This is a genomic window from Deinococcus sp. KSM4-11 (assembly GCF_004801415.1).
GTDB lineage: Bacteria > Deinococcota > Deinococci > Deinococcales > Deinococcaceae > Deinococcus.
The window spans coordinates 154,571-176,875 of sequence record NZ_SSNX01000006.1; the positions used below are offsets into that span (position 1 = coordinate 154,571).

General features: G+C 68.4%; 20 protein-coding genes. 9 read left to right on the top strand and 11 right to left on the bottom strand.

Annotated elements, in window-relative coordinates; translation table 11 throughout:
* Positions 1–143: 143 nt before the first annotated feature.
* The gene (locus E7T09_RS16385) at positions 144–374 is read left to right on the top strand and encodes a hypothetical protein (RefSeq protein WP_136390266.1); all 231 of its coding nucleotides are present in this window, start codon (positions 144–146) and stop codon (positions 372–374) included.
* Between the two features lie 64 nt (positions 375–438).
* Here the strand turns inward: E7T09_RS16385 and E7T09_RS16390 are convergent, their stop codons facing one another.
* From E7T09_RS16390 to E7T09_RS16410, 5 genes are all read right to left on the bottom strand, one after another.
* Positions 439–1,323 carry a carbohydrate ABC transporter permease gene (locus E7T09_RS16390; protein WP_240741840.1) on the bottom strand — a complete coding sequence of 295 codons (885 nt, stop codon included), beginning with the start codon at positions 1,321–1,323 and terminating at the stop codon, positions 439–441.
* 9 nt (positions 1,324–1,332) lie between these two features.
* Complete coding sequence (locus tag E7T09_RS16395; protein ID WP_240741841.1) at positions 1,333–2,208, bottom strand: carbohydrate ABC transporter permease; 876 nt, start codon at positions 2,206–2,208, stop codon at positions 1,333–1,335.
* A 121-nt stretch (positions 2,209–2,329) separates the two neighbouring features.
* On the bottom strand, positions 2,330–3,208 hold the full coding sequence (locus tag E7T09_RS16400) for an amidohydrolase family protein (protein ID WP_136390268.1): 879 nt from the start codon (positions 3,206–3,208) through the stop codon (positions 2,330–2,332).
* A gap of 55 nt (positions 3,209–3,263) precedes the next feature.
* A complete protein-coding gene (locus E7T09_RS16405; RefSeq protein ID WP_136390269.1) occupies positions 3,264–4,487 on the bottom strand; it encodes a sugar ABC transporter substrate-binding protein in 1,224 nt (407 codons plus the stop codon).
* 33 nt (positions 4,488–4,520) lie between these two features.
* Entirely contained in the window at positions 4,521–5,603 is a 1,083-nt protein-coding gene (locus E7T09_RS16410; RefSeq protein WP_136390270.1) for an ROK family protein, read from the bottom strand.
* A 218-nt stretch (positions 5,604–5,821) separates the two neighbouring features.
* On the opposite strand from E7T09_RS16410, the gene E7T09_RS16415 reads away from it, so the two are divergent.
* Together E7T09_RS16415 and E7T09_RS16420 are read left to right on the top strand one after the other, a co-directional pair.
* Positions 5,822–6,682: an ROK family protein gene (locus E7T09_RS16415; RefSeq protein WP_240741842.1), complete on the top strand. Its 861-nt coding sequence runs from the start codon at positions 5,822–5,824 to the stop codon at positions 6,680–6,682.
* Entirely contained in the window at positions 6,675–7,928 is a 1,254-nt protein-coding gene (locus tag E7T09_RS16420) for an amylo-alpha-1,6-glucosidase (RefSeq protein WP_240741843.1), read from the top strand. Before E7T09_RS16415 ends, E7T09_RS16420 begins: the two co-directional genes overlap by 8 nt.
* Positions 7,929–8,151: 223 nt before the next feature.
* Here E7T09_RS16420 and E7T09_RS21980 read toward each other — a convergent pair whose 3' ends face one another.
* Complete coding sequence (locus tag E7T09_RS21980) at positions 8,152–8,298, bottom strand: hypothetical protein (protein WP_168734896.1); 147 nt, start codon at positions 8,296–8,298, stop codon at positions 8,152–8,154.
* A gap of 45 nt (positions 8,299–8,343) precedes the next feature.
* On the opposite strand from E7T09_RS21980, the gene E7T09_RS16425 reads away from it, so the two are divergent.
* The 3 genes from E7T09_RS16425 to E7T09_RS16435 all read left to right on the top strand — a co-directional run bounded on the left by E7T09_RS16425 (position 8,344) and on the right by E7T09_RS16435 (position 13,242).
* On the top strand, positions 8,344–10,230 hold the full coding sequence (locus E7T09_RS16425) for an SARP family transcriptional regulator (RefSeq protein ID WP_136390272.1): 1,887 nt from the start codon (positions 8,344–8,346) through the stop codon (positions 10,228–10,230).
* Between the two features lie 57 nt (positions 10,231–10,287).
* Positions 10,288–12,672, top strand: a complete 2,385-nt coding sequence (locus E7T09_RS16430; RefSeq protein WP_136390273.1) for an excinuclease ABC subunit UvrA — start codon at positions 10,288–10,290, stop codon at positions 12,670–12,672.
* 183 nt (positions 12,673–12,855) lie between these two features.
* Positions 12,856–13,242 carry a plastocyanin/azurin family copper-binding protein gene (locus E7T09_RS16435; protein ID WP_255578441.1) on the top strand — a complete coding sequence of 129 codons (387 nt, stop codon included), beginning with the start codon at positions 12,856–12,858 and terminating at the stop codon, positions 13,240–13,242.
* Between the two features lie 92 nt (positions 13,243–13,334).
* Here the strand turns inward: E7T09_RS16435 and E7T09_RS16440 are convergent, their stop codons facing one another.
* Positions 13,335–14,108 (bottom strand): hydroxypyruvate isomerase family protein, encoded by a 774-nt coding sequence (locus E7T09_RS16440; RefSeq protein WP_136390275.1) that lies wholly within the window; start codon positions 14,106–14,108, stop codon positions 13,335–13,337.
* An 89-nt stretch (positions 14,109–14,197) separates the two neighbouring features.
* Here E7T09_RS16440 and E7T09_RS16445 point away from each other — a divergent pair, with 89 nt between their 5' ends.
* The gene (locus tag E7T09_RS16445) at positions 14,198–14,758 is read left to right on the top strand and encodes a TetR/AcrR family transcriptional regulator (RefSeq protein WP_136390276.1); all 561 of its coding nucleotides are present in this window, start codon (positions 14,198–14,200) and stop codon (positions 14,756–14,758) included.
* A 112-nt stretch (positions 14,759–14,870) separates the two neighbouring features.
* On the top strand, positions 14,871–15,932 hold the full coding sequence (locus E7T09_RS16450; protein WP_136390277.1) for a medium chain dehydrogenase/reductase family protein: 1,062 nt from the start codon (positions 14,871–14,873) through the stop codon (positions 15,930–15,932).
* 103 nt (positions 15,933–16,035) lie between these two features.
* On the opposite strand, the gene E7T09_RS16455 is transcribed toward E7T09_RS16450, so the two are convergent.
* From E7T09_RS16455 to E7T09_RS16470, 4 genes are all read right to left on the bottom strand, one after another.
* On the bottom strand, positions 16,036–17,091 hold the full coding sequence (locus tag E7T09_RS16455; protein ID WP_136390278.1) for a GDSL-type esterase/lipase family protein: 1,056 nt from the start codon (positions 17,089–17,091) through the stop codon (positions 16,036–16,038).
* A gap of 241 nt (positions 17,092–17,332) precedes the next feature.
* On the bottom strand, positions 17,333–18,547 hold the full coding sequence (locus E7T09_RS16460) for a hypothetical protein (protein WP_136390279.1): 1,215 nt from the start codon (positions 18,545–18,547) through the stop codon (positions 17,333–17,335).
* Between the two features lie 144 nt (positions 18,548–18,691).
* Positions 18,692–19,888, bottom strand: a complete 1,197-nt coding sequence (locus E7T09_RS16465) for a hypothetical protein (RefSeq protein ID WP_136390280.1) — start codon at positions 19,886–19,888, stop codon at positions 18,692–18,694.
* Positions 19,889–20,026: 138 nt separating this feature from the next.
* A complete protein-coding gene (locus tag E7T09_RS16470; RefSeq protein WP_136390281.1) occupies positions 20,027–21,238 on the bottom strand; it encodes a hypothetical protein in 1,212 nt (403 codons plus the stop codon).
* A gap of 92 nt (positions 21,239–21,330) precedes the next feature.
* Here E7T09_RS16470 and E7T09_RS16475 point away from each other — a divergent pair, with 92 nt between their 5' ends.
* Complete coding sequence (locus E7T09_RS16475) at positions 21,331–22,290, top strand: LysR family transcriptional regulator (protein ID WP_136390282.1); 960 nt, start codon at positions 21,331–21,333, stop codon at positions 22,288–22,290.
* Positions 22,291–22,305: the final 15 nt, after the last annotated feature.

Here is a 22,305-nt window from a genome sequence, read left to right on the forward strand (position 1 = left end):
GTTCGTAACTCTAATGCCCTGCACCGACGATTACAGACACGTTGGGAGGGTTCCCACCATCTCCACGGCCCAGGTCGGGATGATGAAAGGGTTCCACGATAGGCAATCTACCTACCGTCAGCAGTCCGTTCTGGAGGTTTCGCATGATGGAAGACACCACGCCGCTGGGGAAGTCCGTCGAAGAGATCGAGCAGGAGTCCGGCAACCTCACGCCCGACCATCAGGATCGCCACCAGCAGCCAGTGGTCGGTGTGATGATTCCCCCGACCGGCCTGGGTGGCGCTGGAGGAACGGCGACCGGGACCGGAATGGGAATTCCCATGATGCCGACCCTGGGTGACCGGCCGCCCAAGGACGAGGAGTCAAAGACCTGAACCGTTGACCGCTTCGGGAGCAGTCCGCCCGCCGCCCGTGTGAATTGGGCGGATGTGCTGCCCGTTACCGCCCGCCGAAACCGCCTGACGTGATGCCCTGAATAAACGAGCGGTTCCCGATGGCAAACACGACGAAGATGGGCAGGATCGCCAGAACGCTGCCGGTCATCAACAGGGCCCAGTCGGTGTTGTACTGCCCGCGCAGACCGGCGAGGCCTACGGTCAGGGTCTGCATCTGCGGTTTGGTGGTGGTGATCAGTGGCCACAGGAAGTTGTTCCACTGGGCGATGAACGTGAAGATGCCCAGCGCCCCCAGCGCCGGCCGGGCCAGCGGAACCATGATCCGCCAGAAGGTCTGGGCGTAGCTCGCGCCGTCGATGCGGGCGGCTTCTTCCAGTTCTTTCGGCACTGTCAGGAACGACTGGCGCAGCAGGAAGGTGCCGAAGGAACTGAAGGCGAAGGGCAGGATCAGCGCCGCGTACGTATCGATCCAGCCGAGGTTGCGCACCAGGATGAAGTTGGGGATCAGGGTCACCTGCGACGGCACCATCAGCGCGCTGAGGTACAGCAGGAACAGGACTTCGCGGCCCCTGAAGCGCAACCGCGCGAAGGCGTAGGCGGCCATGCTGCACACCAGCAGTTGCAGCGCCGTCACCGCGAGCGAGACCAGCAGGCTGTTGAGCATCAGCCGGCCGAAGGGAATCAGCGTGAAGATGCGGGTGTAGTTGGGCCACTGGGCATGCTCGGGCAGCAGCGCCGGCGGGTACCGGAAGATCTCGGTGGGCACCTTGAGGCTGCTGGAGATCATCCACAGGAAGGGCGCGCACATGCTCAGCGCGCCGGCGAGCAGGGCGAGAAAGACCAGCCAGTCGATCACGGGTGATCGACTGCGGCGCCGACTGGGCTGGCGGACGGTCTCCTCGGCGGAGCGGCGCAGGGCCTCGGTCACGGCTTCACCTCAGTCATAGTGCACCCAGCGATTTTGCAGGCGGTACTGGATCAGGGTGAAGGTCAGGATGATCGCGAACAGGATCATGGCGGCGGCGCTGGCGTAGCCCATGCGGTAGAACTGGAAGGCGTTCTGGTACACGTAGTACACGATGGTGTTGGTGGCGTTTGCCGGGCCGCCCTGGGTCATCACGAAGGCCAGGTCGAACACCTGGAACGAGCCGATCAGGCTGACGATGGTCACGAAGAAGGTGGTGGGCGACAGCAGCGGCAGGGTGATATAGCGGTGCTTCTTCCAACCAACCGCGCCGTCGATCTCGCCCGCCTCGTAGGCGTCGCGCGAGATGCCCTGGAGTCCGGCCAGAAACAGCACCATCGAGTAGCCCAGGCCCTGCCAGATCGCCACGATGATCAGCGCCGGCAGGGCGTACCGCGACGAGTTCAGCCAGCCGGGCAGATCCTGCACGCCCAGTCGGCTGAGCAGCGCGTTGAGGATGCCGAAGTTAGAGTTGAAAATCCACGACCAGATCAACGCGACCGCCACTGTCGAGGACACGACCGGCAGGAAGTAGATCACCCGCAGGGCGTTCTGGCCCCACACCCCCCGGTTGAGGAGCAGCGCCACGATAAAGGCCAGCGCCATCTGGATCGGAACCGTCCACACGACGTACAGCGCGGTGTTGCCCAGCACCTTGTGGAACAGCTTGTCCTCGAACAGCAGCTGCCGGTAGTTCTCAAAGCCCGCGAAGTGCGGCGCGGTGAACAGGTCCCACGACGTGAACGAGATTCCGAAGGCGGCCAGCACCGGCAGCAGCACGAACACGGCGAACAGCACCAGGCTGGGCGCCAGGAACAGCCACGCGCTGCGCGCCTCGGCGCGGGCCATGCGGCTCATACGAAACTCGGGTGAGCCGAGCGGAGCTTGCACAAAAAGAAGACGGAACCGGCTGGGCGGAACGACACGCCGAGCTGTCCACAGCAGATCCTAGAATGGCGGAGGTTCCAGTTCACGCGCCGTCGATCCCGAAGATGTGCGCGGCGTTCTTGTAGAAGATGCGCTCCTGGTCGTCCGCACTCAGGCCCATCGCGTCGAAGGCCGCTTTCCACCGGGCCACGTCACCAGCGATGCGGTTCAGATCGCTGTCTGAGCCGTACACCAGTTTGCGCGGCGAGATCTCCTTGCCGATGTACCCGCCCTCGACGATGTGATGGTGAACCACGTCGCCGCCGCTCACGTCGAAGTACAGCCGGGGCCGCCAGCGGGCGATGGCGCAGGCCGTACGGTAGTCCGGCCAGCCCAGGTGCGCGCCAATGATGAACATCTCCGGAAAGTAAAAGGCGATGGTGTCGAGGTAGATGGGCTGCATGCGGGCGCTGGAAAAGCCGTAGGGCCGCGTGCGGATCTGCCGGCCGAGCTGCTGGACGAGGGCTTCCTCCGCCGCACCCTCCGGCGGGGCCTTCCACGCGTCTTCCTGCGCGCCCATCAGGTAATCCACCGGCCCACCCAGGATGCCGGTGTGGAACAGCATCCGCAGGCCGCGTGCCTGGGCCTGTTCGTAGTAGGGGTAGTACGCCTCATCGTCGTAGTTCTTCGAGACGCCGATGACCTTGATGCCGTGGAAGCCGCGCTGGTAGAAGTCCTCCACCAGGGATGGCGGGTCGCGGTCGAGGTCGAGGCGGCCCATGGCGATGACCAGATCCGGGCGCTGTTCGAGCGCGCGGGCCAGCGCGTCGTTGCCCCGGCCGGGGTTGGCGAGCAGGCCGATCTTCACGATTCCCACCTGCTCGCAGACCTCGGCCATCTCCTCCAGGAAGCCGTCCTCGGCGCCACGGGTGGTCAGGCGATCCCAGTGGCCGTAATGCACGTGTGCGTCGATGATCTTCAAAATTCCTCCGGGGCCCTGGACAGGAGCTCATGCCCGTCCAGGGCCGCTCAGCCCATCACTTCAGCAGCTGGTCGACGTCCGGCGCGATCTTGCTCAGGGCCGCCTGGGCGGTGCTCTCGCCGTTCCACACGGTGTCGAGGGCCGGGTTCAGCAGCGTGTTGCTGATCTGCACGTATTTGGCGAAGTTCGGATACACGCCCTGGCGGTTGCTCTCGGCCAGGAAGACGTTCTCGAAGGGCACGTTGAAGGCGCCGGTGACGGTCTTGTTGAGGTTCATGGCCGGCACCGCTCCGCCGCCCTTGGCGAAGATGGTCTGGCCCTGCGCGCCGGCGAGGTACTGCAGGAATGTCCACGCTTCGGCCTTGTGCTGGGTGTTGGCATTGATGCCGAAGCCCGCGCCGCCCACGGTGTTGGCCCGTACGCCGGTCGGCCCGGCGGGCAGAGGCGCGACCGCCCATTTGAAGGGCGCGGACTTGAAGGTCGTGAGTCGCGCGGCGTTGGTCATGACCATGGCCGCCTGCCCGCTGCTGAACAGCTGGGTGCTGTCCCCGATCTGCGCCATCTCCTGGAAGGCGGGCGCGACCTTGTCCTTGTTGATCAGGTCTGCGATGAACTGGATGGCCGCCGTCCCCTTGGCGTCGTTCAGCATGAACTTGGTGGGGTTCAGCGGGTCGTCGAAGACCTTGCCGCCATTCTGGTACACGAAGGTCGGCCACTTGTTGTTCTCGAGCACCACGCCGTAGCGCGACACGCGGCTGCCGTCGCGCTTGGTGAGCTTCAAGGCGGCGCTGCGGAGATCAGCCCACTTCCACGCGTCGGTGGGGTACGGCACCTTGGCCTCGTCGAAGGCGTCTTTGTTGTAGTACAGCACCATGGTGTCGTTGTCGCGCGGAATCGAGTACAGCCCGCCCTTGTATTTGTGGATGGCCAGGAATTCCGGATTGAACTGGTTGATCGGGAACTTGTCTTTGGAGATCAGAGAGTCAAGCTGGAGGAGCTGGCCGCGGCTGGCGTAGGTGGGCACGTTGGTGATGAACATGACGTCCGGCCCGGCCTTCGCCGCGAGCTGGGCGTCGAGTTTCGTCCAGTAGCCGGACCACGGGGTCTGCTGGTACGTCACCTGGATGTCCGGGTGCGAGGCGTTGAAGTTCTTGACGATCTCCAGGAAGGGCGGCGCCTCGGCCGGATCGCCCCAGAAGGAGAAGACCAGGTTCGTGGCGGCCGACGCGGACGTGCTCAGGAGCAGGCTCGACAGGATGACCAGGGACGCTGTTTTCATAGGAGACCTCCAGCCCGGAAGGGCGCGGAACGTTCAGGCGAGGGCGTCAGGTGGGGTGCGGCGGCTCAGTTCGTCCAGCAGGTCGGTCGTGGCGCGGGCGGCCGCCATCTGCACGGCGCCCTGCACGACGGCGCCGCCTGGATCCTGGGCGATGGACAGTTCAGGAGCGAACGGGAGGGTGCGCCTCAGTTCCTCCTGAAGCGCGGGGAGCTGCGTGAACAGGCGGCGGCCGATGCGGCCCCCGATCACGATGCGGGCGGGGTCGAGGGTCAGGGTGAGGATCTGCAGCACGGTCAGCAGACCATCCACGAAGGGCCGGGCGGCGGCGCGGCCGAGGATGGCCGGGTCGCGCCCGGCGAGCAGTGGCCGGAGCTGGTCGGGCGTCAGACCCAGCAGGGCGGCCAGGCCCGCTTCGGACAGCACGCCCTCGAGGTTCTGGCCGCGCGCATCGGGCAGGTAGCCGAGTTCGCCGGCGCGGCCCTGGTGTCCGGTCAGCAGCTCGCGGCCCTGGGTGATGCCAACGCCAAAGCCGCTGCCGATCGAGACGAAGGCGAGCGACTCGCCAGGCCGTGCCTCGCTCACGGCGGCGAGGTTCACGTCGTTGTGCAAAGAGGTGGGGAGCGGCAGGGCGCGCCGGAGATCGTCCAGGGTAGCGGCGTCCTCGAGTTCCGGCAGGTTGGGGGCGTGGGACACCACGGGGCCGCGCACCACGCCGGGCAGGCCGACCGCCAGGGCATGCACCGGCCCGGCGCCGTGGGCCGCGCCCAGTTCGTCCAGCGCGCGCGCCAGGGTGACGCCGAGGGTTCCGGTGTCCCACGCGTAGCTGCGCTGCTCGATGAGGTCACCGTGCAGGTCGCCGATGCCGACGCGCACGTCCCCGACATCGACCTCCGCGCCGGCCACCAGCCGGAAGCGGCGGTTCATGTTGACCAGCGTGGGCGGACGGCCGACGCTGGGGCGGCCCTGCCCGAGTTCGGCGAGCACCCCCAATTGCAACAGCTGATCGATGGCCGCCGACGTCGCCGGTTTGGAGCGCCGAACCTGGCGGGCCAGCTCGGCCCGTGAGGAGGGGCCATGCTGGCGGATGTAGGTGATCACCTGCTGAGCCGTATTCACGGTATCTCCCGACGACCTGCCCGGATCCTGCGACTTAGTTAGGGAACTTGTCAGAAATGGTAGTCCCGCAGGGCGGCGCGTGTCAATGCGGGGATGGTTCCGGCCGTTGAAGGGTCAGGGTGCAGGCCATTCGACCTGCGCCCCCGCGATCCTGTCCCCGGCATATAGTTAGGACACCTTCAATTCACCGGGGCCGGTGGCCCACAGGAGGACGTCCGTTGAGCACCGAGCCGAGCCGTCAGCACGCCCCACACCGTTCGGGCACCGTCCTCGCGCTCGACATGGGCGGCACCCACCTGCGGCACGCCGTGGCCATGGGCGACCCCGACGTGCCGCTCCGGGCTGAGCGGGAGCCGAGCGAGGCGCACGACCCGGAGCGGCAGATCCGACAGCTGGTGCAGGCCGTGCACCATGACGTCGGCCCCCTGCACCACGTGGTCATTGGCCTGCCGGGAGTGGTGCATGAGGGCCGGATGTTCGACGCGCCGAACCTGCCATCCCTCCAGGACGCCTCGGCGCTCGAACGCCTGGGCGCCGCTCTCCCCTGCCCGGTGACGTTCATGAACGACTGCAATCTGGCCGCGCTGGGAGAAGGGGTGGACGACCTGGCGTTCATCGCCATCGGCACCGGGCTGGGCTGCGGCCTGATCCGGGGGGGCCGCGTGATGACCGGCGCGCACGGCCAGGCGGGCGAGCTGGGCCTGCTGCCCCTGCCAGACGGCAGCGTGCTCGAAGACCTGCTGTCTGGCCCGGGCCTCCAGCGGCGTCACCTCCAGTACGGTGGCACCGGGGACGCCCTGAGCGACCCCGGCAGCGCCGGGGAACGCACGCGCCGCGACGCCCAGGCGGCGCTGGTCTATCTGCTGCAGGTGCTCACCCTCAGCGTCGATCCGGCGGCCATCGTGTTCGGCGGTGGCGTGGGCCTGCACGTGCCACAGCTGATCGACGCGGCCTGGACCGAGGTTCACGCCCGGCTCCGTCACGTTCCGCGGCCCACCCTCAGCCGTCATGGTGACAACGCGGCCCTGGTCGGGGGCCTGTACCTGGCGCGGACGGCCGCAGGAGGCCAGCATGGATAAAGCGGATCAGGCGTATCAGGAAGCGGTGAAGGTATTGCGCGACTGCGCCTCGCCACTGGGCCTCAAGGCCAGCGCGCTGGGCAGCGGCTACCCGCAGGTCTGGGCCCGGGACGCGCCGATCACGGCCCTGGGCGCGCTGATGACCGGCGACGACGCCCTCACGCAGGCGGCGCGGGTCAGCCTCCAGACGCTCGGCGCCCACCAGAGCGCGCTGGGCATGATTCCCCTGAACGTCGACACGCGCACCGGGTCGGTCACGACCGAGAATGCCGGGGCCATCGACGCGAACATGTGGTTTTTGCTCGGCCACCACGCGCACTGGCAGGCCACGCAGGACACGGCTTTCCTGCGGGAGTCCTGGCCACAGCTGCGCGCGGCGCTGACGTGGCTGGAGTACCAGGACATGAACGGCTGCGGCCTGCTGGAAGCGCCGGAAGCGGCCGACTGGGCCGACCTGTACGCCACGCGCTACAACACCCTGTACGCCAATGCGCTGTATGTCGGCACTCTGGAGGCCGCCGCCCGGCTGGCCGGGGCCGTGCAGGAGGACGGCCAGCCCTGGCTCGACCGCGCGGCCGACGTCAGGCGCAAGATCAACCTCGTGTTGTGGCTCGACCGCCCCTGGGACGGTCACGCCTTCGGACAGCAGCTCGAGGGCCTGAAGGCCCTGCGGCTGGAATGGTTCCTGCTGTACCAGAACACGGCCACCCTGACGGAGAAACCGTATTACCTCTCGTGGGCCGGATTCCGGGAGTTCGGGGACACCTTCGACGGCTTCGGCAACATGCTTGCCATCCTGTTCGGCATCGCGGACGCATCCCAGACGGCACGTATTCTCGACTACGCCTACGCGGCCGGAACCGACGCCCCCGCACCGCTCAAGGCTTTCTTCCCGCCGATCTATCCGGGCGACCGCGACTGGCGCGAGTATTACCGCAGCCGCAACCTGAACCTGCCCGACCAGTACCACAACGGCGGGATCTGGCCGTTTCTGGGCGGGTTCTACATCCTGGCGCTGGTGCGCGCGGGCCAGCAGGCGCGGGCCGAGGAAGCGCTGCTGAACCTGGCCGCCGCGAACGAGCTCGGTCGCACCCGGCCGTGGGAGTTCAACGAGTGGCTGCACGGCCGCTCCGGGCGCCCCATGGGCCACCCCCTGCAGGCGTGGTCGGCGGGGATGTACGTGTGCGCGTATCAGGCGGTTCGGTCCGGCATCTTCCCGGCCCTTCCCTTCGCCGCGCGGCCTTGAGCGGAGCGGGAACCTGGGCACTCGCCCGACCAGCGCACCACCGCGGACGCGGTCGCCAGGGTGCCTGGCGACCGCGTGGTTCTATTCTCCGAAATTCGGACAGCCGCCGATCATCACGGGCAGGATCCTGCCCGCAGGATCGTCGAGGCGCTCCTCCTTGGGCCGCTCAGGAAGCGGTCGGGGGCGCAGCTGGGGCCGGACCGGCGCGGGGCGGGCCACCGCTTTACTCCCCGAAGTTCGTGGGGCCGCCGGACACCGTGACGGTGCCGGCCGGCTTCTCGCCGAAGTTCGTGGGGCCGCCGGCGCTCGCCACGCCGACCAGCACCACGCACAGAAGGGCCATACACGTCCGGACTACGGTTGTCTTCATGCGACGTACACTAGGTGGCGATCCGTGTATGAAAGGAATTCCCGTGTGAGTCAGGCACAACGCCTCTTCGAGGCCCGGCAGTACGAGGCCGTGGTCACACTGCTGCTCGGCCACGCGAAAGGAGCGCGGGAGGGGGCCCTGCTGGGGATCGCCCTGATCCGCGTGGGCCGCCTGGCCGACGCCGAGGTGGCGCTGACCCGCGCGGCCATGCAGGGCGACGCCGAGGCGCAGGTCGAACTCGGGAACGTGCTGCGGCTCCTGGGTCGCTTTGAGGACGCCATCGACTACTTCGAGACCGTGACGCCCACGCTCAGCGGCGAGTTGCAGTTGCGCGCCCTGCGCTGGTGGGGCGTCGCGGAATTCCGCCTGGGCCGCGTTCAGGACGGCCTCAAGCGGGTCGAACGCGCGTGGCATGGGTACCTCGCGCTCGGCGACGGGGAACCGGGCGCGCGGGTGGCCCTGTGCCTCGCGGAGATGCACCGCGTGACCGGCAACGAGAAGCGCGCGCAGGCGCTGCTGACCGAGACGGTGCACGCCCTGCCCGCCGATGAGTACCCGGGGCCGCACGTCGAGGCGCTCAAGCTCCTGCTCGAACTCCACCTGGGCCGTGGTGAATACCGCGAGGCGCGGGTGATCCTCGACCGGGCCAAACTCGTGCTGCCCCAGGCCCACTCGCCCCGGCTCACGGCGCTGCTGCTCGGCAGCGAGGCGGAACTGTGCCGCCTGACACGGGACACGCAGACCTACGGCTGGGTGCTCGAGGAGCTGCGTCCGCTGGCCGACCAGCTCGGCGACCACGACCTGCGGCTGTGGACGCTCTCACGGCTGGCGGAGCTGTACAGCCTGCACGGTCAGCATGGCAAGGCCCTGGAGGCGCTGCTCAGTTTCGGCAGCATGCCGGCCGACTGGCCCGCCGAGCTGGTCGCCACGCACGGCATCCTGCAGCGGCGCCGGGGCGACCTGCGCGGCGCACAGGAGAGCCTCACGCGCGCGGCCGGCCTGCTGCGCGCCGCCGGACGCATTCCGGAGCTGTGCCGGGTGCAGCTGCATGCGGCGGCGGCCGCGCTGCGCTGCGGAGATGATCCAGGCCAGGCGGTCGTCCCCGCCCTGACCGAGGCGGTCACGCACCTGCTGCGGTTGAGGCAGCTCGGCGAGTTCACGCCGGATTTCGAGGAACTCAGCGAACTGCTGCACTACGCGCTGCTGGAACCGGACACGGCCACCCTGATGGAACCGTTCCTGGAGCACCTGGCGGATCTGTCCGGCGTTCCCCGACCGCCCGAGAGCGGCATGACGCTGCTGAACGTGAAGACGCTGGGCCGGCAAGCCGTGTTCAAGGACGGCATCGAGGTGACCTTCACGCGCAAGGGCTGCGTGCCCCTGCTGGTATACCTGGCGCTCAATCCCGGCCGAACCCGCGTGGAAATCCAACTCGACCTGTGGCCCGACAAGGACGCGGCCACCGCCGGCTCCTACGTGCGGCAGTGCATCAAGGAGGTGCGTGACCGGCTGGGGCACGGACTGATCCAGCACCAGGGGCCGCACCACGCGCCGTGGTACCGCCTGGGTCCGGAGGTGCACGTCGAACTCGACCTCACCCACCTGCTCGACGCGGTCGACCGCCGTGAGACGGCGCGGGCGCTGGCCCTGTACCGTGGGGACTTCCTACCTGGCGCGGACGCCAGCGAGTGGGTGGACACCAAACGCGACGCGCTGCGCTACGCCCTGACCTTCGAACTGAGCGCGCAGATGGTCCGGGCGCAGAGCCAGCACGACCACCGGCGGGTCGTGCTGCTCGCCAACCAGTACCTGCGGGTCGATCCGTACGACCGCTCCGTGATGGAAGACCGGGTGACGGCCGCCCGGCACGTGGCGTCCCCGCAGGAACTCGCCCAGTACACGGCCGAGCTTCGGCGCCACATGTACAACTGAGGGCGTCGCCGGTGGCCGTCTGAGCGGGCCGCCGGCATCCCCTATGCTGGAACTCCTATGGGCCAGGCCAAACCAGCGAGTCCGCCGTCCGCCGCGCGGCAGGTGTCCGACAGCCATGACCTGATCCGCGCGCATGGCGTGCGCGTGAACAACCTCAAGGACGTCAGCGTGGAGCTGCCGAAGCGCCGCCTGACCGTCTTCACCGGCGTGTCGGGCTCCGGCAAGAGTTCGCTGGTGTTCGGGACGATCGCCGCCGAATCGCAGCGGATGATCAACGAGACGTACAGCGCCTTCGTGCAGGGCTTCATGCCGACCCTGGCGCGGCCCGACGTCGATGTCCTGGAGGGCCTGACGACCGCGATCATCGTCGACCAGCAGCGTCTGGGGGCCGACCCGCGCTCCACGGTCGGCACTGCCACCGATACGAACGCCATGCTGCGGATCCTGTTCAGCCGGCTGGGGCAGCCGCACGTCGGCTCCGCCCAGGCGTTCTCGTTCAACGTGCCCTCTGTGAGCGGTGCGGGCGCGATCACGCTCGAACGCGGCGGGGAGACCGTCCGGGAAAGCCGCAGTTTCACCGTCACAGGCGGCATGTGCCCGCGCTGCGAGGGCCGGGGGTCGGTGACCGACATCGACCTCACACAGCTGTTCGACGAGTCGAAGTCGCTCCGCGAGGGGGCGATCACCGTGCCCGGCTACAGCGCCGACGGCTGGTTCGGCCGCATTTTCGCCGCCGTGGTGCCGGCGGACGTGCCCATCGCCAGGTTCACGAAGAAGCAGCGGCAGGACTTCCTGTACGGTGAGGCGCGCCGGATCAAGGTGGACACCATCAACCTGACCTTCGAGGGCCTGATCCCGAAGGTGCAGAAATCCATGCTGTCCAAGGATATCGAGGCACTGCAACCGCACGTGCGCGCCTTCGTGGAGCGGGCGGTGACGTTCACGACCTGCCCCGACTGCGGCGGCACCCGGCTCAGCGCGGCGGCCCGGTCGTCGAGGATCGGGGGCATCAACATCGCCGACGCCTGCGCCATGCAGATCACGGACCTCGCTGCGTGGGTCGGCGCCCTGGATGAACCGTCGGTGGCGCCGCTGCTGACCACGCTGCGGCATACGCTGGAGTCGTTCGTCGAGATCGGACTCGGGTACCTCTCGCTCGACCGGCCGGCCGGCACGCTGTCGGGCGGCGAGGCGCAGCGCGTGAAGATGGTCCGCCACCTCGGTTCCTCGCTCACGGACATCACCTACGTGTTCGACGAACCGACCACCGGGCTGCACCCCCACGACATCCAGCGCATGAACGACCTGCTGCTGCGCCTGCGCGACAAGGGCAATACGGTGCTGGTCGTGGAGCACAAGCCGGAACTGATCGCCATCGCCGACCACGTCGTCGATCTCGGCCCCGGCGCCGGGACGGCGGGCGGGACGATCTGTTACGAGGGCGACGTCGCCGGCCTGCGGGCGAGCGGCACCGTCACCGGCCGGCATTTCGATGACCGCGCCACGCTCAAACCGGTGGTGCGGACGCCCTCCGGGGCGCTGGAAGTGCGCGGGGCCAGCACCCACAACCTGCAGGACGTCGATGTCGACATTCCGCTCGGTGTGCTGGTCGTGGTCACGGGCGTGGCGGGATCCGGGAAGAGTTCCCTGATCCACGGCTCGGTGTCCGGACGCGAGGGTGTGGTGTCGATCGACCAGGGCGCGATCCGGGGCTCCCGGCGCAGCAATCCCGCCACGTACACTGGCCTGCTCGACAAGATCCGCACGGCCTTCGCCAGGGCGAACGGCGTCAAGCCGGCCCTGTTCAGCGCCAATTCCGAGGGTGCCTGCCCCGCCTGCAATGGAGCGGGCGTCATCTACACGGACCTGGCGATGATGGCCAGCGTCGAGACCACCTGCGAGGAGTGCGGGGGCAAACGCTTCCAGGCCGCCGTGCTGGAGTACAGATTGGGCGGCCGGAACATCAGCGAGGTGCTGGCCATGCCGGTGACCGAGGCCCTGACCTTTTTCGGCAGCGGTGAGGCCCGCGTGCCAGCCGCACACGCCATTCTCGGGCGGCTGGCCGACGTGGGGCTCGGGTACCTCAGCCTGGGCCAGCCGCTCACGACCCTGTCGGGCGGCGAGCGCCAGCGGCTCAAGCTCGCCACGCACATGGGCGAGCAGGGCGGCGTGTACGTCCTCGACGAACCGACCAGCGGCCTGCACCTCGCCGACGTCGAGCAGCTGCTCGGCCTGCTCGACCGGCTGGTCGACTCCGGCAAGTCGGTCATCGTCATCGAACACCACCAGGCGGTCATGGCGCACGCGGACTGGATCATCGACCTGGGGCCGGGCGCGGGCAAGGGCGGCGGCCAGGTCGTGTTCACGGGCCCGCCCGCCGCCCTGGTGGCCGACCGCGCCTCCCTGACCGGGCAGCACCTTGCGGCCTACGTCGCTCCGTAGCGGCAAAATGTGTAGGGAAGGTTTCGAGCCTCGAGGCCGGATCGGACGATTATCGGGACTTTGGTCGCAGGACTGAAGCGACCTTGGAGCCTGGACAGCGCTTCTGGCAGCGCCTGAAATGGGGGTGCGCTGCCGTTCATGTCGGATGGCTACTGCTTTCCGCGGCCGCGTGTGGAGGTGCGTATGTTCAGAATTCCCCTGACCGCCTGGACGGTCGCCGCCGTTCTCGTCGCGTGTGCGCCAGGACCTTCCACCCCAACGGGGACGGACATGGCTCCAGCACCGGCGGCGACCGTCACCATTCAGGGGTTCGCCTTCGCTCCCGCCGACGTGACGGTCAAGGTCGGCGAGAGTATCCGGTGGACAAACCAGGACAGCGCCCCCCACACGGCCACGGCGGACGACGGATCGTTCGGCACGGCCACGCTGGGCCAGGGCAGGTCGGACAGCGTGACCTTCACCAAGGTCGGCACCTACGCGTACCACTGCGCGGTTCATCCCACCATGACCGCCGTCGTCCATGTGGTCGCCGGCGCATCCGAATCGACGCCACCCACGAAATCGTATTGACGCCGACGTGTCCGGCCCATGTGCTGAGTACGTCGTATGAGGGCCCCGTCCGACGATCTGTACCCTCGCTGTACCCTCGCGTCCACAGGCGGTCAGGGGGTGTTCAGGCTGGCCTGACAGGTCTCGAAGGCGGCCCGCAACGCGAGCAGCGGATCGCCTCTGGGAATGAATTCATGGGCGATGAAGCCGTCGAAGCCCGTGTCACGGATGGCGCGGAACACCGCGTCGTACTGGATCTCCTGCTGAGCGTCCAGGTCGTGCCGGCCGGGGTTTCCGGCCGTGTGGTAATGCCCGATCCGAGCGTGGGTTGACCCGATGGTGCGGATCAGGTCGCCTTCCATGATCTGCATGTGGTACACGTCGTACAGCAGCTTCACGCGGGGTGACGCCACCTGTTCCACGACGGCGAGGCCCCAGCTCGTGTGATCCGCCTGATAGTCCGGGTGATCGACCCGGCTGTTGAGCAGTTCGAGCACCAGGGTGACGCCGGCGTCCTCGGCATGTGGCGCGATAGCGCGCAGCGCGTCGGCGGTGGCGGCAGCTCCTGAGGTGTCGTCGCGGCCGTGGCGGTTGCCACTGAACACGATCAGGTTGGGAATCCCGTGCTGCTCGGCAAGCTTCAGTCGGCTGAGCAGTTCTTGGTGGATGCGCTGGTGCTGTGCGGGGTCGTTCAGGCCCTCGGTGATGGAGGTGTGACCGTTCACGGCGGCGATTTGCAGCCCCATGTCCTTCGCGAGGGCCCAGAGCGACGGGTCGATCAGATCGACGCCCGCGTATCCGGCGTCCGCGGCGGCGCGCAGGAGCGTGGCGGGATCCGTGTCCGGCTGCGCGAAGCTCCACCACGCGAAGGATTGGGCGATTGGCATGTCGTCCACTGTATCCCGCCGCTGAGCGGGCACCGGGCAGAACCCCCGCGGGGGTTGCATCCTTTGGTGAGTGAGTGTACACTCACTCCATGCCGTCCGGTCCTCTCACCCTCTCCACCTCGGATGCGCGGCGAGAAACGGTCATTCAAAGTGCCGTGACCGTCTTCGCCACGGCCGGCTACCTGGGTACGCCGGTCAGCGCCGTGGCCGAGCACGCCAGGATCTCGCCCGCGTATGTGTTCAAACTCTTTCCGCGCAAGGAGGACCTGTTCGTCGCCGCCCTCGAACGCTGTTTCACATTGATACGGTCGGCGCTGGAACGCGGCGCGCAGACTGTCCCGGACGGGAGCCCGGAGGACATCCTGGCCGCGATGGGAGAGGCGTACGCGTCGCTGATCGCCGACCGCTCGCTGCTGATGCTCCAGGTCCACGCGCAATCCGCCGCATCCGTGCCAGATATCGCCGCCTCGCTGCGTGCCGGACTTGCCCTCGTCACCACCTTCGTCAAGACCCGCTCCCAGGCTCCGGACGCGGCCGTACAGCAGTTCATCGCCTTCGGTCAGCTGTGTCACCTGATCACCGTGGCGGAGCTCGACGACAATGCGGCCGACTGGGCGCGCCTGCTGACCAGAAACATTCGACATTTCTGAAGTCGGTGGAACCACCCTCTTCAGAATGTTGAACCGCACCAAAAAGTGAGTGAGTAATCACACACTATCCGCCCGCCTGTCCATTCCCTCGTCTGACCTCAGGAGATCTGCCATGACTATTGCCCCCTCGACCGCTCCGCTCACCCTCACCACGTCCATCACCGAAATCATCCTGCCAGGACTGGTGGAACCATCCGGTCTTCAGGTACACCGGCGCCCCCTGGAGGCCCCACGCGCCGGACAGACGCTGATCCGGATCGAGGCAACCGGAGTCTCCTTTGCCGAGCAGGGCATGCGGCGGGGCCGCTATCCGGGGCAGCCGAGGTTTCCCTTCGTGCCTGGCTATGACCTCGTCGGCACCGTGCAGGACGTCGGGCGCGGCGTCAATCCAGCGCTGATCGGGACACGGGTCGCCGCCGCCACGAAAACCGGTGGATGGGCCACCCATGCCCTCGTTCCAGCCGTGGATCTGGTGCCTGTTCCAGCGGCCCTCGACCCGGCAGAGGTCGAGACGGTCATCGTCAACGGCATCACCGCGTGGCAGATGCTGCACCGCAACGCCCGCGCACGGGCCGACCAGACGATCCTGGTGCACGGAGCGAACGGCGGCGTGGGCAACGTGCTGGTACAACTGGCCCGCCATGCCGGCATCCGCGTGATCGGCACGGCCGCGCCCCGGCATCATGCCGCCCTGCGTGCCCTGGGGGTGGAACCCCTCGACTACGCCGCCCCGGATCTGGCAGCGCAGATCCGCACGCTCGCGCCGGACGGGGTCGACGCGGCCTTCGATCACCTGGGGCTGGCCAGTGCCCGGCGGTCGTTCGGGCTGCTCGCCCGCAGCGGCACCCTGGTCGCCTACGGCATGGCGGCCGACCTGAATGAACGCGGGTCACTGCTGTCGATGTTCGGGAAGATGGTCGGTCAGATCATCGTCTGGAACGCCCTCCCGGTCCGCCGCCGGGCGTCGTTCTACGATTTCTGGGGTGGCAAGACCCTTACGCCCCGCGCATTTCGCCGCAAGCAGCACGAGGATCTCACGCAGGTGCTGTCGCTCCTGGCGGAGGGAGCCATCACGCCACACATCGCCGCGCGGTTTCCCCTTCAGAACGTTGCACAGGCCATGGAGCTTGCGGAATCCCGCACGGTACTCGGGAAGGTGGTGCTGCTGCCCTGAGCCCGTCGGCACCGAGACTCACCGGGCAGACGATGGCGGTTCAGCTGACCTGCCCGCAGGTCGTGACTGACCGGGCGTACCCGCCACCGGACGACACCTGCGCTCAGCGTGGGTCGATGCTGGTGCCGAACTGCTCATTCATGAACGCGGCCAGGGCCCGCGCGAAGCGGTCGTGCGCAAAGCTGCTGGGATGCACTCCATCCAGACTGAACGTCCGGCCGAAGGGTGAGGCGGTCGTGGGAATCAGCGGTCGGCCCGGCAACGAGTCCAGAACGGGATTCACGTCGAACACCACCGCGCCGTGGGACGCAGCGATGGCCCGGATGGCGGCGTTGTAGTGCTCCACGATCGCCTGCGCCTGCACGTACTCGTCTCTGGTCAGCGCCTCGGGCGACGTGCAGGACAACGGCTTGTCCTGGCTGGCGGTCGCAATGGTACTGGTACCGAAATAAGTGTCCTGGCCGTCGCAGGAACGGTCCACCAGTCCGGTCACTCTCAGCAGCCGCACCGGCACCAGGGCGGGCACCCGCGTGACATCCGGCACGGTCATCAACACCAGGTGGTGCGCGCCCGCCGCCTTCAGACGGTCGACCACCGTGGTGTAGTCCGCCTGGAAGTCGGCCACCGGCGTGGCCTTGCTCAGGTCGCCGCGCAGGGTGGGCAGCAGAACATCATTGCTGCCGATCCAGACGGTGACGAACACCGGCTTCCGGGCAATGGCCGCCTCGAGTTGCGTGGTGCCAGAGCCCAGGATGGCGCGGTACAGGCGGGCGTCGTACAGCTGCGGATCCGGGTTGACCACCTGCGTATCCGTGGTGGCCAGGACGTCGTGGACTTTCGCGCCGGGCACAGCGACGACCGGGGAAATGATGTCCGGGTGGCTGCGCTCGCAGTTCGGCTGGCCCATCACACCGACGGGCGGCGGGCACCCTGGGTCGCCGATCTCCGGCATGGGCACGTCCAGTCCGGCACGCTGACCGAGCAGATGGGGATACGACGCCCGCTGCGACGCCGGAGTGAGGCTGGCGGACTGGTACCCCGCCGTGATGCTGTCGCCGAGCGCCACGTAGCCCGTAAATAACGTGGCATCCGGACGGGGAACGAACTGCGGCGCACACGAGGCGAGGATCAAGGTCAGCAGAAGCAACGTACGTTTCATGACGCTCCTCGACCGCACAATGGGGCGGTACCCGGCTTGCGTGACCGGGAAGTCAACACGATAAGGTCACCCTGAACCGTCAACCGTACGTCTGCCCATAGACGCAGTGGCGCGCGTGCCGGGTCGATGGGTGGCTCAGGAACAGGCACGTGAGCACACCGCAACGATTCCGGCGACGCGGTGGGTCAGGAGACCCTACCCCTGTAAGAACCTGCGTCTTCAGCGAGCAGGCCGTCTGGATTCAGGGGGTGGCGGGCGTGATGTTCCGGATGATGAACAGGTCGTCCTGGTAATCGTCGTTCATGCTCTGGTAGTCGACACCCATCACGTACGCGCCGGGCATCACCTGTCCGCCGGCGGTCAGTGGCCAGAAGCGCAGGTGTTGCCCACACGGGCCGGGGCAGCCGTTCGCCCTGTCCTTGGCCTGATCGTTGTTGGCCGGGTCGCTGTACTCGTACCCATCCATGTTGAACCCGAACGCTCCGGACGGCGTGAAACTGGCCTGCGCAAACTTGGTGGTGGAGCCGTCCGCGTGTGGGAACAGCGACTGGTAGTCGGTGGCCGAATGGGTGAGCACCTTCACCAGGGTCGAGGTTCCACGCGCGTAGCGATACAGGGTGGACGCGTCGGAACTCGACCACGCGCCGACCTCCTGAACCGTGACCGGCTGAGCGGCATCCGCCGCCTGCCAGTACGCGGAGAGCACCTCGTCCCCCTGGGCGTGCACCCAGCCCCGCTGGTTGATCGGGACATTGCTGCCGTTGTTGACCCCGGACAGTGCCGCAGCGTCCGAGGCGGTGTTGAGCGCGAAGGTCCACCCCATGGCGTCGTGAATCTGTTGCAGGGTGGGTTCGGTGTACTGCCCGTTCGGATCGCGTTCCGGGTAGGGCTGCCACAGTCCGCTCAGGGTGACGGGGAAGGCGGACGCGCCGGGGTCATCGGAGTTGATGGTCAGGGTGCCTGCAAACAGCGTCGTCGGGGTGGTCAGGGTCGCCTCGGCGGTGAAGGTGAGCGTCACATCGACCGAGGCGCCTGCCGTCACGTCGGTGGGCAGGGCAGGCGTGGAGGTCACGGTCCACGGGCCGTCCACGCCCAGGCTGCTCAGGTGCAGCGTGTCCGTGCCGGTGTTGTGCAGGCGCAGGGTGCCGCGATTGTGAACGCCCACAGCTGGTGGACTGGCGAGCGCGCCGATGCGGTTGAACACCAGCCGGGTGCCGTCGGAACCGCTGTCCACGTTCTCGACTGTGAACAGCTGCGGTGTCGGGGCCGGAACCGACGTCTGGGCGCACCCGATCAGCAGGGCGGTGAGACCGAGGGCGGCGGCCAGTGGCCGAGCGAGGGCATTCCGTACCGGGTTGAGCATGTTCCCTCCAGCGCCCGGATCGGGTTCGACAGACAGGCGACCGTCGACGGCGATCGGTTCCTTGTCCAGCGTGGGCGTGAGTGTGGGAACCACCTGCACGGTAGGGGGCCACGGTGATCACGCCATGAAGGGCGCCCCTGGAGCCTGCTTCACACTTCACCGCATCCGGCCACGCCGTGGTTCCCCGGCCAGCGTGGACGTCCCCGATGAAGATGGGCATCGGGGCCTGGCGCGCCCTCAGTCCAGGCGGGCCAGGCGAACCCGGTACCGTCCGCCGCTGTCCTCGCGCCAGGCCAGCATGACACCGGCGGCGCTGCTGGTCAGGGACGGTGACCGGGCGTCCCGGTCGTGCGCCGTGTTCGCCTCCAGGCGGCGCCACGCTCCCGCAGCCCACGTCGCCGCGTTCACCCGGCCGATGGAACCCGTGTCTTCCACCCACGCAACGACGGGGAGGCCATGACGGTCGAGGGTCAGCGTGGGCTGGGTGGCGGAGGTGGCGTTCAGCCGGCCTCCCCGCGCCGTCCACCGCTGACCATTCCAGCTGGAGACGTACAGGGCGTCCATGCCGGCCAGATCCTCGATCCAGGCGACGGTCGGTCGGCCCGCCGGATCGAGCGTCAGGACAGGCGACGCGAGGTACCGCGGTCCGCCCCGGTTGAGCGGGCCACCCAGGGTCTCCCAGGCCGTGCCGGTCCAGCGCTTCACCAGCACGGCGCTGCCCAGCACGTCCCCCTGCAGGTAGGCCACGACCGGTCTCCCCTGGGCGTCCAGTGCCACGGACGGACTGCGGGAATATTGGGTCAGGTCGTTGACGGGCACCGAGCGCGACCAGGTCTGGGCTGCGGCATCCCACGCGCGGTAGGTCAGCCAGGTCTGACGATCCGGATTGCCACGGTACTCGCCGTGAATCAGCACGGGTTCGCCCGCCCGGGCCGCGACGGCGCGGGTGCGCGCGGCCGCCGGGGAGCTGACGCCCAGGTAGCGATCCGGCCAGTTCGTCCACGCGCCCTGCTGATACGCCCGGAAGACCACCACATCGTTGTCGCCGTAATTTTCGTTCCAGACGGCCACGGGAGTGCCCTGGGCATCGGTGGCCAGATCGAGGTTCGAGATCGGTCTCGGCTGGTTGTAGTTCAGGATGCCGCCCAGCGCGTGCCACTGCCCCTGCGAGAGCCGGTACACCCGCAGCACCCTCGCCTTGAACTTCCCGCGCCAACTGTGCCCACCGCCGTGGTCCTGCATGGTGGCCAGCAGCAGGTCGCCCGAGGGCGTGGCGACGATCCTGAGTTCCCGGACGGGATCGGCGGAGAGTGCCGGGGGCCGCAGGAGCGCCGGGCCGGCGCCTCCGCCGGCGGTGGCGGACGGCCCGCACCACAGGGCCAGCAAAATGGCCACACACGATCGCCGGACGGCACGGTCGATTGGCAGGTTCACACCACGGATGATGCGCCACGACACCCCTGTGAACAACGCCGGAACAGGGTGCTGCGCCGCCACGTATCGACAGGAACTATGGATCTGCTGCGCGCTTGAAGGCGCGGCCAGTTGGCGCGTCTACGGTTCCCGCTTCGTTCAGGGGCGGACTGCCCGCACCTGCACCTGATAGCGTCCGCCCACATCCTCACGCCAGGCCAGCAGGACACGGCCGGTCGGCGTGACCACCACGGCGGGGGAACGCGCGTCATGCTGGGCGTCGAGGTTCTGTACGGCGCTCCCCTGCCATGCCCGACCATTCCAGCGGGCCCAGCGGATCCGGCCCAGATTGCCGTGCTCCTCGACCCAGGCGAGCACCGGGTGGCCCTGCGGATCGAGCGCCAGAGACGGCGCGGACGAGAAGCCCTGGCTGACGGCGCCACCCAGCAGAAGCCACTGCCGACCGGTCCAGCGGGAGACGTACAGGGTGTCCTGGCCGCCCTGGTCTTCCATCCACGCGACCACTGGCCTGGAGCCGGCGTCCAGCACGAGGCGCGGGCTGGCCAGGTAGGTGCGGGCGCGGCGGTTGAGCGGGCCGCCGAGCGGGGCCCAGGCCTGCCCCGTCCAGCGGGCTGCCAGAAGATTGCTGCTCAGGACGTCGCCCTGAATCCACGTGACGACTGGCCGTGCCGCGGCGTCCAGGGCGATCGCGGGCGAGCGGGAAAAGGCGTGGACATCGTTGAAGCGCGGGCCGCGCTGCCACGTGTTGGTCTGCCACGTGCGAACCGTGAGTTGACTGCCGTCGGGCTTGCGCAGCCATTCGCCGAAGGCGATCACCGGCTCGCCGTTCCACGCCGCGACGCCCCGGGTGCGGGCCGCGTAGGGCAGGTCATCGCCGATGTAGCGCGCCCGCCAGTCCGTCCAGTGCCCGCCCTGATAGGCCCGGAAGACGATGATGTCGTTGTCGCCATAGTTCTCATTCCATGCCAGTACTGGCGTTCCACGTCGATCCAGCGCCAGATCGAGGGTCGACGCCGGCCTGGGACGGTCGTAATTGAGCGCGCCCCCCAGCGGAACCCAGCGCCCTGCCGTCCAGCGGGAAGCGAACACTTCCCGCGCCGTGAACACGCCCTTGCGGCTGTGGGCCCGGACCGAGTCGACCAGCGTGGCCAGGATGAGGTCACCGTTCGGGGCGGCGGCCAGCCGGAGTTCGCGCACGGGCGCCCTCGGCAGCGGTGGCGGGAACAGCGGGGCCGGGCCGCCGCCACCGGCCGACACCGGACTGCTGCAGGTCGCCACACCCACAGCCGCAAGGAGAACCCGGCACAGCCGGGTAAGGACGATCCGGCCGGAGCACGCTACTGTCGTCATTCAGCTGAGTATTCAGCGGGTCGGCCGCCCGCACAACGGCAGGCGCGGGATGGCCGTGACCGACCTATCGAGCGGATCGATAGAATCACGGCATGGCCTCCCGCCACTCCCGGAGTCACGGGCCCTCTGCGCTGCTCCGGACTCCCCTGTCGGCCCTGCTGGCCGTGGCCGAGGCCGGCAGCTTCAGCGAGGCGGCGGCCCGCCTGGGCCTCGCCCAGTCCACCCTGAGCTACGCGGTGAAACAGGCGGAAGACGCGCTTGGGGTCGTCATTTTTGAACGCGGACGGCGCGGCGCCCGGCTGACGCCCGCCGGTCAGGCCGTCATGGTGCACGCCCGCCACGCCGCACTGTCGATCCAGGCCATGGAACTCACCGCGCACGGTCAACTCCGGGGCACATTGAGGCTCGCCGCGTGCCGGAGCATCCTGACCCATGTCGTGGCGCCGGCCCTGCGGGCCTTCAACGACTCGTACCCACAGGTCGAGGTGGTGGTGATCGACACCCGGGGCGAACACGACGAGGTCGCCCACCTCGTGCGCAGTGGGGATGTACACCTGGGACTGGGACGCCTGCCCATGCCCCAGGGCCTGATCACGGCACCGCTGGTGGCCGACGAGTACCTGCTGGTCAACGCCGCCACTGCGCCGCCGCTGCGCACCTGGGACGACCTGCACGCGGCCCGGTTCATCGTGTGCGAGGAAGACTGCGCGCCCTACGTCGCCGCCCACATCGCCCGGCATTCCCGGGCCCCCCACCCCGCCATCCGGCTACACGACGCGGGCGTCGCCCTGGGGCTCGTGGCCGAAGGCCATGGATTCACCATCCTGAGCAGGTTGGTGGTCACGCCCCTGCCCCGTGGCCTGCGCACCGAGTCCCTGCCCGTTCCCCTGTGGCGCACCACGGGCACCGTGACGACGGAGGCAGGCGCCCTTCACCCGCTGGTCACGGCCTTTACCGCCCTGGCGCTCACGCCCGGGGGGATCGGCGCCAGGGCAGGTGGGGTGGCACGCCTGCTGCGGTTTGCGGATCAGTTGGGTGCGTTGCCGCGCTGATGGCGTCCTGAGTCT